Source organism: Exiguobacterium sp. s63 (genome assembly GCF_018617335.1).
GTDB lineage: Bacteria > Bacillota > Bacilli > Exiguobacteriales > Exiguobacteriaceae > Exiguobacterium.
Map to the genome: position 1 here is coordinate 284,183 of NZ_JACSKB010000002.1, position 14,271 is coordinate 298,453.

Below are 14,271 nucleotides of genomic sequence, written 5' to 3' on the forward strand. Positions count from 1 at the left end.
GAGTCTTTTTTTCTAGGAGAGGATCAAATGGATTCAGAACAGACACTCGAGCTCTTATCGACCGTCCGTCACGAATGGATGAATCGGCTTCAATTGATCTCGCTTTATGCGGCTCTCGATCCGACTAAGCTCGAGGAACTTTACGAACGCTATCGGAAACAGGCCGACGAGGAGAGTGCGCTCGTTCGTCTGAACATGCCACAGACGAGCCTAGTCGTGATTCAAGCGAATTGGGAAGGTCGGATGACGTATACGATTTTGACCGACCAACTCGTCATCGATGACGCGCGAGTGGCAGAGATGCTTGTCCGCTTGTTAGAATATACGGACGAGCCGATTCATGTGACGTTCACGGACGGACTGATGGTTCGCGTCACGGGCGCTGTCCCGGACGACGTGATCGCGTCAGCCGATGTGTACGAACAGAACGTAGATACCACTACGTTTCACATAAAGGAGGGGAAATAAATGTTTGTCGATCAGGTTAATATTTTTGTAAAAGCTGGAGACGGCGGAAAAGGAATGGTCGCTTTCCGTCGCGAAAAATACGTTCCAGACGGTGGTCCTGCAGGTGGTGACGGTGGTCACGGTGGGGATGTCGTCTTCGAAGTAGAAGAAGGATTACGGACGCTCGTTGATTTCCGTTATTCGAAAAAGTTTATTGCCCATGATGGGGAAAAAGGAATGTCGAAAGGGATGCACGGACGAAAAGCGAAGCCGCTCATCGTCAAAGTGCCACCTGGTACCATCGTCTTCGATGCGGAGACAGATACTGTCATCGCGGACTTGACGGAACATGGTCAACAAGCGACGATCGCAAAAGGTGGTCGTGGTGGACGTGGGAACTGTCGTTTTGCGACACCTGCCAACCCGGCTCCGGAAATCGCAGAGAACGGGGAACCAGGTCAAGAACGTGAACTCCGTCTCGAGTTGAAACTCCTCGCAGACGTCGGTCTCGTCGGATTCCCGTCTGTCGGGAAATCAACGCTTCTCTCGGTCGTCTCGTCGGCACGTCCGAAAATCGGTGCGTACCACTTCACGACGATCACACCGAACCTCGGTGTCGTCAAGACAGCGGACGACCGCAGCTTCGTCATGGCCGACCTTCCAGGTCTAATCGAAGGGGCGAGCCAAGGCGTCGGTCTCGGTCACCAGTTCCTTCGTCATATCGAACGGACGAAAGTGATCGTTCACATGATCGATATGAGTGGCATGGAAGGACGCGACCCGTTCGAAGACTACACGACGATCAACCGTGAGCTCGAGTCGTACAATTTACGTCTTCTCGAACGCCCACAAGTTGTCGTGGCGAACAAAATGGATATGCCGGACGCGGAGGAACATCTCGAAGAGTTCAAGAAGAAGGTAGGGGACGATGTCAAAGTCTTCCCGATCTCAGCACTCGCACAAGATGGTCTTCGTAACTTGTTAATCGAAGTGGCGAACTTTGTCGATACAACACCTGAATTTCCACTCGATGAGCTCGAAGAGAAGACAGCGACGCCTCGTGTCGTGTATCGTTATGAGAAGGAAGAGAAAGGCTATCAAATCCACATCGATGAATACGATCGCTTCGTGATCACGGGCCCTCGTATCGAGAAGCTCTTCAAGATGACGAACTTTGACCATGATGAGTCAATCAAACGATTCGCTCGTCAAATGCGTCAGATGGGCGTCGATGACGATCTTCGTAAGCTCGGTGCCGAGGACGGCAGTGTCGTCGCGATTCTCGACTTCGAATTCGAGTTTGTGGAATAAAAAAATTATTTGTTAAGAAGAAACGGAGTGTGAAGCTAACGTGGACCCTGTGCCCTCGTCAAGTTTAATTCTATATGTAGTTCTCGTCATGTTGTCAGCGTTTTTCTCATCAGCCGAAACGGCGCTCTCGAGTGTGAACCGGGTCCGGATGATTCGGATGGCAGAAGATGGTGACAAAGCCGCAAAACGTGTCCTTAGTCTCGTCGACCGTTTTGATGATACGCTCTCGACGATCCTCGTCGGGAACAACATCGTCAATATCGGTTCTGCAACGGTGTCGACCGCCATCGCCACATCGATTTTTAGTGGCGGTACCGGACTTCTTGTGTCGACATTCGCAACGACGGTCATCATCTTGATCTTCGGTGAGATTTTGCCGAAATCGCTCGCGAAAGAGTTTGCGGAGAAGTATTCGCTACTCATCAGTGGGATTCTCGTGTTCCTCGTCAAAGTCCTCAAACCGGTGACGTTGATTTTTACCGGATTGAAGAAGTTGACGCTCCGAATGATCGGGATGAAAGACAAGGAACCATCTGTCACGGAAGAAGAGTTGAAAGTACTCGTCGATATGGGAGAAGAGGAGGGCGTGCTCGGAGAGACGGAAGCAGAGCTCGTCCACAGCGCCTTCGCCTTCAACGATATCACGGTCGATGATGTGTTGACGCCACGAATCGATATTCTGGCCGTCGACATCGACGACTCGCTCGATGAAATCAAAGATACGATTTTCAGTGGAGGTCATTCCCGTTTACCGGTGTATAAAGACTCGATCGATAACGTCATCGGTGTCTTGTCGGAACGTGACTTCTTACGTTCGATGATGGGAGATGAAGTGACCGATATTCGTTCGCTCATTCGTCCACTCACTTTCGTGTCACCGCAGACAAAATTGATTGAACTACTTCCGATTCTCCAGCAGAAACAATCTCACATGGCTGTCGTCCTCGATGAGTTCGGGGGCACGGCGGGTCTCGTCACGTTAGAAGACATGCTCGAAGAACTCGTCGGCGATATCTGGGATGAGCACGACGAATCCGTCGTCTACCTCAGACGTCTCCGTGAAGGGGTCTACGAGTGTATGGCTGACATGGACGTCGATGAATTCGCCGAAGAGATGGGGATTGCAGAACCAGACGTCGATTCGAACACGATGGGCGGTTGGTTCGTAGAATTGCTCGGTGATATCCCGGAGAAAGGTGCACAAGTCACATATCAAGACATGACGTTCACCGTTCTCCACGTGGAGAAACGCCGTGTCCGGAAACTGTTAGTGGAGACTGGACAATCGCAGCAAGATGATATGCAGGAAGCATAAAGAGAAGGGATGATTCGCTCATAGCGGATCATCCCTTTTTTGCGTTAGACGGATTGTCGCTCGATGCGCTCCATCAATTCGTATGGACGTACTTTGTAAATGGCATATGGCAAATAGGTCGGGTCAATGGCGTCGAGGAAGCGCATTTGGAAATGCTCTCGTTTGATGTAGTCATCGACGTTACTCGCGTCAACTTTATAGAATCCGACTTCTTGTGTTTCTCCTGCTTGTGGTTTGAGGTCGCCGGATACATATTTGGCGCGGAACGTGACACAGAGGACGCGGGATGAGACGTTTTGATAAATTCCGGTGATGCCTTCGACTTTGATCTCGGCTCCTGTCTCTTCGAGCACTTCGCGATGAATGGCGTCTGCGATGGACTCATGCTCTTCGACCTGTCCCCCAGGCATTTCGAATGAGTCGTTCCGATGCATATTCTTGACGAGGAGGACTTCACCTGATTCGTTCGTGATGTAAGCCGTCACGGATACAATCGTCCGGGGTGGTGTGTAGTGCCCTGTTGGTACCATGAACTCTTCGCTCGATCTGATGTACAAGTCTTTTCCGAGGCGGGCCCGCTTTTTCATCGCTTCTCGTCGTAACGTGCTACCACGGTAATCCCGCTCTACTTGTTCATAGTGTTCCCGGTCCCGATATTCCCATAAGGCCATGACCTCAGACTGGTCTTCGGTCACCCAACGTCCGACGAGACGAGCGCCGTGGGACGCTTGAATGGGGTAGATGTATGTATGGAAGAAGTCGGTGAATTCTTGCAGGCGTTCAGGTCGAATCGTATACGTTTTACGGCGATGGAACATGGTGATTCCTCCTTTTTCGTTGTGCGGTATCTTTTATGTGACCGCGATTCGCTTACATCGTACTTATTCGACAGATGAGAGCGTTTCCCTTTCCAACAAAAAAAGAATCAGCGTCAGTTAAGCTGATTCTTTCACACGTTTTGGTTGATGACGAAGGTGGCGAACGACGAGTACGATGCCGACTCCGAGAGCTAGGAAGGGAAGGAGATCATTTGTCACATGACCGATCATCCGCCAGTTGCTTCCGAACATCATTCCTAAATGGATGAAGAGGAATGACCAAACCGCAAAAATGAGTGTCGTGACCGTCAAGAATTTACGGAAGGAAAGGCGCATCACACCGGCGCTGACAGCAAAGAGTTGTCGCCAAAACAGACTGAGGCAGACAATCCATGCGCCATACTTCTCAAACCAACGCTCGGCGCGAAGTTGTTTCTCTTGCCGAATTCTAAAATAGCGATAGAGTTTCAAGGCAACAGGGCGCCCCCCAAAGCGTCCGATCCAGTAAAGTCCAATCTGACTGAGCGTGAAGGAAACCCACGCGAGTAGGAACATGAGAAAAAAAGGCGCATCATGCGAGTCAACGAGGAAGCCACCATATGCGAGAACGAGTTCGTTCGGGATGAATTGAACCAAAATACCGATGGGAATGCTAAAGACCCCGCATGCGGCGAGCAAATGCTCGAGGACATTCATGACGAGTCCTCCTTTCAACTAGATTTCAGGAAAGTTGTTCCATCCCTCAGTATAACGGACATCATCTAAAAGAAAAAGAAGAGATGTCACATATTCGTGACGTCTCTTCAATCTAATTCGGATACGAGAATGCCGAGTCGGTCCAGTTCTTTGACTGCCGCATCAATCGCCTCTTTATGATCCGATTCAAGCGTATGGATATGAAGGCCACCCGTCAATTGAGAGAGTGGCGCTGCTCCGTGAGTCTTCACCCGTTCGAGGAAAGCGCGGACGTCCCGACGGCTCTTCACCATCAGTTGTCCAGTGATGGAGCCGTATACCGGATGGTCGATGATGACGTCTTTAATGGTCACGCCTTCGTCAACGACGGCGTTCATTTCCGCTTCCATTTCATCAGCCGTATGACGACAAGCTACCTTCTTGGAATAAGTAGAGGGACTGAGGTCTCCTTGCAAATAGACATACCCTCGAGCGGTCGCGACGATTTGATGACCTTTCGCCTTTAATAGCGACAAATCTTGGACGATGACCTGACGGCTGACAGAGACGTGTCGTGCCAGTTCAGATCCGGTGATTGGTTCATTACTCGATTCGATGAGGTGAAGTAAAGTACGGCGACGTTCTTCACCGGCTAAACGTTTGTTCATGATGTTCGACTCTCCTTGCTAAAGTGACGATGGCATCGGCGAGGGCCGATGTGTCTTCGATGGTCGTTTGCGCGCCGAAAGAAATGCGGACGAGTCCGTGGCAGGCACTCGTTTCATAGCCAAGTGCTTCAAGCATGCGGTTTGGTCCATTTTGTCCGGCACGACAGGCCGACCCGGCCGATACTTGGAATCCGAGGTCATCGAGCTCCGTCATCCACCATTGTCCATCGCGCTGATGGGATACGAAGGAAAAAATGGCGGGACTTTGTTCGTCAAACTCGAGCCATTTGACATACGCTGACGTCTTCTCTTTCAAGATAGCACGAAATGCCATGAAATTTCTCTGAAAACGTGTCAGTTGTTCTTGACGCTCTCCGAGAGCTTTCACGAAAGCACTGATCCCAGGCACATCAATTGTTCCTGGACGAATCCCATATTGATGATGACCCGGGTAATAAGGTGGAGGAATCAATCGATCCATGTAAAGCGCACCGACCCCTTTCGGTCCACCGACCTTATGGGCGCTGAATGAATAGGCGTCAATTCCTTCGACAGAAATCGGGATTTTGCCGAGCGCCTGTACCCCGTCCACATGGAAGAGAATCTTTTTATATTTGATCAGGCATTGAATATGGTGAAGCGGTAGCACCCAACCTGTGTCGGAATTGACATGTTGGAAAGTGACGAGTCCGATATCACGATCTAATAAATGGGTGAACGCCTCTATATCAAATTTACCATCTTTCAGCTTTAACCGATGGACGATCACACCTTCACGCTCCCATTCCTCAAGTAAGAGAGCGACCGAGTCATGTTCATGCCAAGTTGTAATCACTTCTTTTCCTTTCATTCGTTTCCGTAAACTCGTCAACGCAATATAGTTGCTTTCAGAACCACTACCTGTGAATAATAATTTCCCTTTAAAAACGTCGACCCCGAGAGCTTGTTTAAATAGACGACGGGCCTCCGTTAAATAATCTTCTGCCATATAACCTTGGGTATGGAGTGATGATGGGTTCCCATAAACGTTTTTGGCCATCGCCACGTAATGGTCTAATGCTGCATGTGTCATCGGGTGTGTAGCGGCGTAGTCGAAGTAGCGGTTCATGATGGACTCCCCTTTTCTCATGTTGTCTTCTACACAAAATTATGCGAAACTAGTTTACAAGTCAACATTACATATGAAAAACAGGTGATATACAGGTGTCTTTACACATAGAGAAAACTGACATTTTGATTATCGGTACGGGACTTGCCGCTGTCGCGACGGCCTTGCATCTACAAAAATCATTCTCCGTTCTCCTCGTCTCAAAAGGCGAGATGACAGAGGGCAACTCCGATTTGGCACAAGGGGGGATTGCGAGCGCGTATCTTGAGAAATCGAGTGCGAATCATAAAGAAGACACGATGCTCGCTTCTAAAAAAACATCGTGCGCTGAGCGCGTCGACATTCTCGTCGAAGAAGGTCGTCAAGCGATTGAAGAAATGGAACGATTCGGTGTCCGCTTTGACCGCGAAGAGGGCGGCTATGCCCTCGGACGTGAAGGCGCGCATCGATTGAATCGAATCTTTCATGTCGGTGGCGACGAGACGGGACGTCATGTCATGAGGCAATTGCGTCAGTCGTTACCCGATAACGTGAACGTGTTGGAACGAGTGCTCGTGCACGATCTCATCACGAGAGACGGCAAAGTCGTCGGTGCGATGGCATTTCGTGATGAAGTGCCCATTCAGATCGAGGCCGGGGGTGTCGTATTGGCGACAGGTGGCATCGGTGGACTGATCGATTGGACTTCGAACGCGCGTACCGTGACTGGCGATGGTCTCGTTTTGGCAAATCGATGTGGGGCCAAGCTGACTCACTTACAGCGCATTCAATTTCATCCCACTTTACTGGCGACCAACGAGCCTCATCTTGTGACCGAGGCGCTTAGAGGCGCCGGGGCGACGCTCGTTGATGACGAAGGAAACCACGTGATGGCCGATCATCCGCTCGGGAGTCTCGCGCCTCGTGATGACGTGGCGAAGGTTCTGACGGAACGAACGGGACCGGTCTATCTCGATACGACAAACGTGACACGACTTCGTGAACGGTTTCCGAAGCTTGCGTTGACATGTGACAAGCTCGGGATTGATCTTCGCCGCATCCCGGTACGTCCAGGTCTCCATTTTCATATGGGTGGCATCGAAGTGGATGATATTGGACGGACAGACGTTGACGGATTATATGCCGTCGGTGAAGTGGCGGATGCGGGCATACATGGAATGAATCGTTTGGCCTCGAACTCACTTTTGGAATGTTGGGTGTTTGGAAAACGAGTCGCGCGAGCGATGCGATTGAATCAGACGGGCACGGCGACGAAGGAGATGTTGGTGTACGACATCTCACCTGTGGCTTTTCAAGCGTTACGTGCTCAAATCGGAAGATGGTTGACGATTTCACCAAGTCTTGATGAATTGAAAGGTTTCTTACAAAATACCCAATCGTTGACCGTGACGAAACACGTGACAAGACAATTAAGTGAACAAACTTTACAAATTGATGCGGCGCGACTCATCGCGCAAAGCATCCTTGAAATGGAGAGGTATGATGAACACGATTTATCTACGCGAACAGCTGCGACAGTTCTTGATTGAGGATATCGGATATGGTGATGTATCCAGCGAGCTGATTGATGGACAAGACGAGTCGGTCGCAACAATCGTCGCCAAAGAACAGGGCATTTTCTGTGGGAAGCCCATTGTAGAAGAACTGGCAACCATGCAGCGGCTTGAATTGGTCTCTTGCCAAGAAGACGGGAGAGGAGTTGTCCCTGGAGACGAACTCGTCGTCTTGAGAGGAAAGACGCGCAGGATTTTAGAGACGGAGCGTGTGCTGTTGAATGTCATTCAACACGCGAGTGGGATCGCGACGATGACGCGTCAGTGCGTGGAGGCGCTACGAGATGACGCAATTCACGTGACCGATACGCGTAAGACGACCCCGGGACTGCGGATGATTGAGAAGTATGCCGTACGTGTCGGAGGGGGATACAATCATCGTCTAAGACTCGATGATGCCGTCATGATCAAAGATAATCATATCGTCGCACTTGGTGGCGTAACGAATGCGATTCAAGTCGCGCGTGGTCGTGTCGGGCATACGACCCCGATTGAAGTCGAGGTCGAGTCGTTCGAACAACTGATGGAGGCGGTTCAAGCCGATCCAGATATCGTGATGCTTGATAATCGGACGCCAGATGAACTACGAGAATGGGTTCGGCATATACCGACGCACATCAAAATTGAAGTGTCTGGTGGCATCACGCTCGACACGATTGACAATTATCGAGGCATTCGCATCGATGTCATCTCGCTCGGGCAATTGACCCATTCGGTACGAGCATTCGATTGCAGTTTGAATTTACAAGGAGGAATGAAAGATGCAATTACTCGGGACACTTCCATCAACGTACGCTAATCTTTCTGTAGAGGAGATGGAGACGCGAATTCAGGCGGTCAAAGACCGGCTCGGGAAACGCCTGTTCTTGCCGGCTCACCACTATCAAAAAGACGAGGTCGTTCAATTCGCGGACGCGACAGGAGATTCGCTCCAGCTCGCACGACTCGCAGAACAGATGAGCGAAGCCGAATTCATCGTCTTTTGTGGCGTTCACTTCATGGCAGAGACGGCAGACATGCTGACACGAGACGACCAGGTTGTCGTCTTACCTGATATGCGTGCCGGTTGTTCGATGGCAGATATGGCCGATATCGATCAAACGGAGATTGCTTGGGAAGAACTGACGGAACGATTTGGAGAGGACATCATCCCGATTACATACGTCAATTCAACAGCGGCAATTAAAGCGTTCGTTGGGCGTCACGGCGGGGCGACCGTCACATCGTCGAACGCCCATGAGATTGTTCGGTGGGCGCTTGAGACAGGCGAGCGTATTTTGTTCCTTCCTGACCAGCACCTCGGGCGGAACACGGCGTTCGATCTCGGCGTTCCGCTCGAGGCGATGGCCGTTTGGGATCCACTCCGTGAAGAATTGGTCGCAGAGGACGACGAACAAGTAAAAGTCATCTTGTGGAAGGGACACTGTTCTGTCCATGAGAAGTTTACGGTCTCGCAAATCCAGGCGTTTCGTGAGCGTGAGCCGGATCGTCGCATCATTGTCCATCCGGAGTGTACGTTTGACGTCGTCCAGGCAGCGGACGAGGCGGGATCGACGTCATATATCATCGACAAGATTGACGGGAGCGCACCGGGGACGAAATGGGCGGTCGGAACGGAGATGAACCTCGTCAACCGTCTAGCGGCGACGTACCCACATCTCGATATCGTTTCATTGAACCCGTTCATGTGTCCGTGCCTCACGATGAACCGAATCGACTTATCCCATCTACTTTGGGCGCTCGAGTCGCTCGAGACGGACCCTGTGAATGTGATTCGGGTCGATGCGGACACGACAGAATATTCGAAACGTGCGCTCGAACGAATGCTCGCACGATAATCGCTTCAGGACAGGCAAACGCCTGTCCTCAGACTGTAGACAAAGTATAGGTCTTATGCCCAATCCGGACACGGCTCGCTTTCCTAGGGGCAAGCAGGGAGCCGCATCGCGACTGCGTCACTGCTGGGTCTCCCTTTGCTTGCTATTCCCTCAGGAGTCTCGCCTGCCCGTTCTTGGTCACCTTTTGTCCTTCATCCCATATAATGGTGGGAGAAGAACACACAGGGGCGGATCTGATGATCAACAAGTCGACACCATCCATCAATCACGGTCTGACGAACGGAACGGATGTTGAACAGCGGCCCGAGGAGGATGATCTCGGCGTTTACCTTCCCTTTCCCCTAAAACATCGATTCAAAGTAAATACCGAGCTTTTTCTTCGTCCGTCGTGGCCTTGGAAGAAGACAAACGACCGCCAGATGACGACCGTTTGCGTTGCTCGCCCGACGGCGCCCCGACTCCGACAGGAAAGCAATCCGACGGAGACCCAGCAGCGACCTAGGTCGCGATGCGGCTCCGGGATTGCCTGCGGAAAGCGTGGGAGCCGGAAGGACGAGTTCGAACATGTTATTTGTCAACAAGCTGAGGACAGGTAAACGCCTGTCCTTTTTTCGTGTCGCCCATTATGGTACAATAAATGCAGTTTTTCCGACCGAAAAGGAGAGTACACCGTGATTGAATTCGTAAAAGGACCCGTCGCCTATGTGTGTGCGGAATATATAACGTTAGATGTCTCGGGCGTCGGCTACAAAGTACATGTGCCTAACCCGTTTTTTTATCGTGAACAAGACGAACATGTAATCGTGTTTACGCATCATTACGTGCGTGAAGACCAACAGACGCTATACGGTTTCCGGTCACGACGCGAGCGTGAGCTGTTTAATAAACTCCTTAGCGTAAGCGGCATCGGTCCAAAGGGTGCGCTTGCTATCGTCGCGTCCGGCGATATCGACGCATTGATCGATGCGATTGAAACCGAGAATGAGAAATATTTAACGAAATTCCCGGGAGTCGGGAAGAAGACAGCCAAACAGATGGCACTCGACTTGAAAGGGAAGTTATCCGAGCTCGCACCGGATTACGTGCCGAACGAAGGATTGTTCGCACAAGGTGCATCAGAACTCGACGAGGCGTGTGAGGCGCTCGTCGCGCTCGGCTACTCTGAACGAGAGATTGCAAAAGTCCGCAAAGCATTGAGCGGGGAAATCTTGACGACCGACGCGTACATAAAACGCGCGCTACAGCTGTTATTGAAATAAGGAGGAAGCTATGGACGAACGATTGTTGTCACAATCTCATCAGCAATATGAAGACTCTGAAGAGTGGAGCTTACGTCCGCAACGCTTCGAGCAATACATCGGGCAAGAAAAGGCGAAAGGCAATTTGTCCGTCTTCATTCAGGCCGCCAAACTTCGCAGCGAGACGCTCGATCACGTCCTGTTATATGGACCACCGGGACTCGGGAAGACGACGCTCGCCCAAATCATCGCCAACGAGATGGGCGTCGGGATCAAGACGACCGCCGGGCCCGCGATTGAACGACCGGGCGATTTGGCTGCGATCCTCTCGACCCTCGAGCCGGGGGATGTCTTGTTCATCGATGAGATCCATCGATTGAGCCGGACGATTGAAGAAATTCTCTATCCGGCCATGGAAGATTACTGTCTCGACATCGTCTATGGGCAAGGGGAGATGGCACGAAGCGTCCGCATCGACCTACCACCGTTCACGCTCGTCGGGGCGACGACACGGGCCGGGATGCTCTCGGCGCCTTTACGTGACCGTTTCGGCGTCACGTTGAAACTCGAATATTACGAAGCACATGAGTTAGCGGCCATCGTCAGTCGGACGGCCCAGCTGTTCCGTCTCTCGATCTCACCTGAGGCGAGTGGCGCGATTGCGAAACGCTCACGAGGGACGCCGCGAATCGCGAACCGTCTCTTGCGACGAGTCCGTGATTTCGCGCAAGTGGCTGGTACGAAAGAAATCGATCCGGTGCTCGCGTCTGATGCGCTCGACCGGCTACACGTCGATGCACTCGGACTCGATGAAGTCGATCATCGATTGCTTCGGGCCATGGTGGAGCGGTTCGGAGGTGGACCGGTCGGGCTTGAGACGCTTGCCGCAACCATCGGTGAGGATGCTCAGACGATCGAGGATGTCTATGAGCCCTATTTATTGCAACAAGGATTCTTGCAGCGTACGCCGCGAGGACGGATGATTACACAGTTTGCCAAGTCGCATTTTGGTTATGAAGAGGAAGAGGAGTAAGGTATGCAAGACATTCAATTAAACGTAAACGATTATGATTTTGAGTTACCAGAAGAGTTGATCGCCCAAGTCCCATTGCTCGATCGGACGAGCTCACGCCTACTCGTATTGGATCGTGAGACAGGGGACATCGAGCATCGTCATTTCCGTGACGTGCTCGATTACTTGAACGAAGGGGATGCGCTCGTCGTCAACGACTCACGCGTCTTACCGGCACGTCTCTTTGGGGCGAAACAAGAAACAGGCGGGAAAGTCGAACTGCTCTTGTTGAAACAGACGGAAGATGACGTATGGGAAGCGCTCGTCAAACCGGCGAAAAAAGTTCGGGTCGGTTCCATCGTCGAGTTCGGGGACGGTCTTCTCCGCGCCGAATGCGTCGAGGAACTTCCGGAAGGAGGACGTCGCTTCAAGTTTGACTATGACGGCATCTTCTATGAGATTTTAGACGAACTCGGAACGATGCCGCTCCCACCGTACATCCGCGAACAACTCGATGACCAGGACCGCTATCAGACGGTCTATGCTCGTGAGCGTGGTAGTGCGGCCGCTCCGACAGCCGGTCTTCATTTCACCGAGGAACTACTTGAAGCGGCGAAGGCGAAAGGGGTTCGATTGATTCCGCTCACACTTCACGTCGGGCTTGGTACGTTCCGTCCGGTGACAGCTGATTCGATTGAAGAACATACGATGCACAGTGAGTATTTCGAGTTGTCGGCTGATTCGGCAGCTGCGCTTCGAGAGATTCGAGCGAACGGCGGTCGAATCTTTGCGGTCGGGACGACATCGACACGGACGCTCGAAACAATCATGCGAGACCATGGGGACTTCGTCGAGTCATCGGGCTGGACGGACATCTTTATTTACCCTGGTGTCGAGTTGAAGGCGATCGATGGATTGATCACGAACTTCCACTTGCCTAAATCAACGCTCGTCATGCTCGTCTCGGCATTCGCGACGCGCGACATCATCTTACATGCTTATCGGACTGCGGTCGCAGAACGATACCGCTTCTTCAGCTTTGGAGACGCGATGCTCATCACGAGGAAGGAAGTAACAAAATGACAAAACATGCAGTCACATACGAACACATCCACACATGTAAACAGACCGGAGCGCGGCACGGAATCGTCCATACGCCGCACGGGTCGTTCGAGACCCCGGTCTTCATGCCAGTCGGGACGCAAGCGAGCGTCAAGACGATGGCACCGGAACAGGTCAAGGCGATGGGCGCGAATATTATCTTGTCGAACACGTATCATCTTTGGGTTCGTCCAGGTCATGAGGTCATCAAACAAGCGGGTGGCCTTCATAAGTTCATGAACTGGGACGGGGCAATCCTCACGGACTCGGGTGGTTTCCAGGTGTTCTCACTTGCTGACCTCCGAAACATCCAAGAGGAAGGCGTTCACTTCCGTAACCATTTGAACGGCGACAAATTGTTCTTGTCACCGGAAAAGGCGATGGAGATTCAGAACGCGCTCGGGTCTGACATCATGATGGCATTCGATGAGTGTCCGCCTTATCCGGCGACGCATGAATACATGAAGAAATCAGTTGAGCGTACGAGCCGCTGGGCGGAACGTTGCCTCGAGGCACACGAACGTCCAGAAGACCAAGCGCTCTTTGGGATCATCCAAGGTGGAGAATATGAAGATCTTCGTCGTCAAAGCGCCGCTGACCTCGTGTCGCTTGATTTCCCGGGATATGCGGTCGGAGGTCTCTCGGTCGGTGAACCGAAAGACGTCATGTATCGTGCGCTCGAATTCACGACACCACTCATGCCGGAAAACAAACCGCGTTATTTGATGGGTGTCGGCTCACCGGATGCGTTAATCGAAGGGTCGATTCGTGGAATCGATATGTTCGACTGCGTTCTTCCGACACGCATCGCACGAAACGGGACACTCATGACGTCGAAAGGTCGCGTCACGATCAAGCAAGCGAAATATAAGACAGACTTCGGTCCAATCGATGAGAAGTGTGACTGTAACACGTGTAAGAACTACTCGCGTGCGTACGTCCACCACTTGATTCGTGCGGATGAGATGTTCGGTCTTCACTTATGTACGACACACAACCTTCATTTCCTCGTGAAGTTGATGGAACAGGTTCGTCAAGCGATTCGCGAAGACCGTTTGCTCGACTTCAAGGAAGAATTCTTCGAAGAATACGGCTACAACAAGCCGAACGCTAAGAATTTCTAAGAAAACGTACAGGACATTGTGTGACATCTATTCAATTTCACGGTATAATGAACCTGATATTGA

At 51.6% G+C, this 14,271-nt stretch carries 14 protein-coding genes; 10 read left to right on the top strand and 4 right to left on the bottom strand.

Translation table 11 applies throughout. The features are described 5' to 3' along the window. Positions 1–27 precede the first annotated feature (27 nt). From KNO90_RS08270 to KNO90_RS08280, 3 genes are read left to right on the top strand one after another with little or no spacing between them, the layout of a single operon-like run. A complete protein-coding gene (locus KNO90_RS08270; RefSeq protein WP_214739709.1) occupies positions 28–468 on the top strand; it encodes a Spo0B domain-containing protein in 441 nt (146 codons plus the stop codon). Then, complete coding sequence (gene obgE / locus KNO90_RS08275) at positions 469–1,758, top strand: GTPase ObgE (RefSeq protein ID WP_074035227.1); 1,290 nt, start codon at positions 469–471, stop codon at positions 1,756–1,758. A 49-nt stretch (positions 1,759–1,807) separates the two neighbouring features. Beyond that, positions 1,808–3,073: a hemolysin family protein gene (locus tag KNO90_RS08280; RefSeq protein WP_353047839.1), complete on the top strand. Its 1,266-nt coding sequence runs from the start codon at positions 1,808–1,810 to the stop codon at positions 3,071–3,073. 44 nt (positions 3,074–3,117) lie between these two features. Here the strand turns inward: KNO90_RS08280 and KNO90_RS08285 are convergent, their stop codons facing one another. The 4 genes from KNO90_RS08285 to KNO90_RS08300 all read right to left on the bottom strand — a co-directional run bounded on the left by KNO90_RS08285 (position 3,118) and on the right by KNO90_RS08300 (position 6,342). Beyond that, entirely contained in the window at positions 3,118–3,891 is a 774-nt protein-coding gene (locus KNO90_RS08285; RefSeq protein ID WP_214739716.1) for an NUDIX domain-containing protein, read from the bottom strand. A 117-nt stretch (positions 3,892–4,008) separates the two neighbouring features. Next, positions 4,009–4,587 (bottom strand): DedA family protein, encoded by a 579-nt coding sequence (locus KNO90_RS08290; RefSeq protein WP_214739718.1) that lies wholly within the window; start codon positions 4,585–4,587, stop codon positions 4,009–4,011. Between the two features lie 107 nt (positions 4,588–4,694). Beyond that, positions 4,695–5,234, bottom strand: coding sequence for a transcription repressor NadR (locus KNO90_RS08295; RefSeq protein ID WP_214739720.1), 540 nt, complete (start codon positions 5,232–5,234; stop codon positions 4,695–4,697). Next, a complete protein-coding gene (locus KNO90_RS08300; protein ID WP_215113435.1) occupies positions 5,212–6,342 on the bottom strand; it encodes a cysteine desulfurase family protein in 1,131 nt (376 codons plus the stop codon). The genes KNO90_RS08295 and KNO90_RS08300 overlap by 23 nt, the downstream gene beginning before the upstream one ends. A 95-nt stretch (positions 6,343–6,437) precedes the next feature. On the opposite strand from KNO90_RS08300, the gene KNO90_RS08305 reads away from it, so the two are divergent. From KNO90_RS08305 to tgt, 7 genes are all read left to right on the top strand, one after another. Beyond that, a complete protein-coding gene (locus KNO90_RS08305; RefSeq protein WP_215113436.1) occupies positions 6,438–7,871 on the top strand; it encodes an L-aspartate oxidase in 1,434 nt (477 codons plus the stop codon). Beyond that, entirely contained in the window at positions 7,825–8,694 is an 870-nt protein-coding gene (nadC, locus tag KNO90_RS08310) for a carboxylating nicotinate-nucleotide diphosphorylase (protein WP_215113437.1), read from the top strand. The genes KNO90_RS08305 and nadC overlap by 47 nt, the downstream gene beginning before the upstream one ends. Continuing rightward, entirely contained in the window at positions 8,657–9,733 is a 1,077-nt protein-coding gene (gene nadA / locus KNO90_RS08315) for a quinolinate synthase NadA (protein WP_215113438.1), read from the top strand. The genes nadC and nadA overlap by 38 nt, the downstream gene beginning before the upstream one ends. Positions 9,734–10,404: 671 nt before the next feature. Beyond that, positions 10,405–10,992, top strand: a complete 588-nt coding sequence (gene ruvA, locus KNO90_RS08320; RefSeq protein ID WP_015881166.1) for a Holliday junction branch migration protein RuvA — start codon at positions 10,405–10,407, stop codon at positions 10,990–10,992. A gap of 10 nt (positions 10,993–11,002) precedes the next feature. Next, positions 11,003–12,004, top strand: a complete 1,002-nt coding sequence (gene ruvB, locus KNO90_RS08325) for a Holliday junction branch migration DNA helicase RuvB (RefSeq protein ID WP_214739730.1) — start codon at positions 11,003–11,005, stop codon at positions 12,002–12,004. 3 nt (positions 12,005–12,007) lie between these two features. Continuing rightward, positions 12,008–13,066: a tRNA preQ1(34) S-adenosylmethionine ribosyltransferase-isomerase QueA gene (gene queA, locus KNO90_RS08330; RefSeq protein ID WP_214779104.1), complete on the top strand. Its 1,059-nt coding sequence runs from the start codon at positions 12,008–12,010 to the stop codon at positions 13,064–13,066. After that, positions 13,063–14,208, top strand: a complete 1,146-nt coding sequence (gene tgt / locus KNO90_RS08335) for a tRNA guanosine(34) transglycosylase Tgt (RefSeq protein ID WP_214739734.1) — start codon at positions 13,063–13,065, stop codon at positions 14,206–14,208. The genes queA and tgt overlap by 4 nt, the downstream gene beginning before the upstream one ends. The last annotated feature ends 63 nt before the right edge of the window (positions 14,209–14,271 follow it).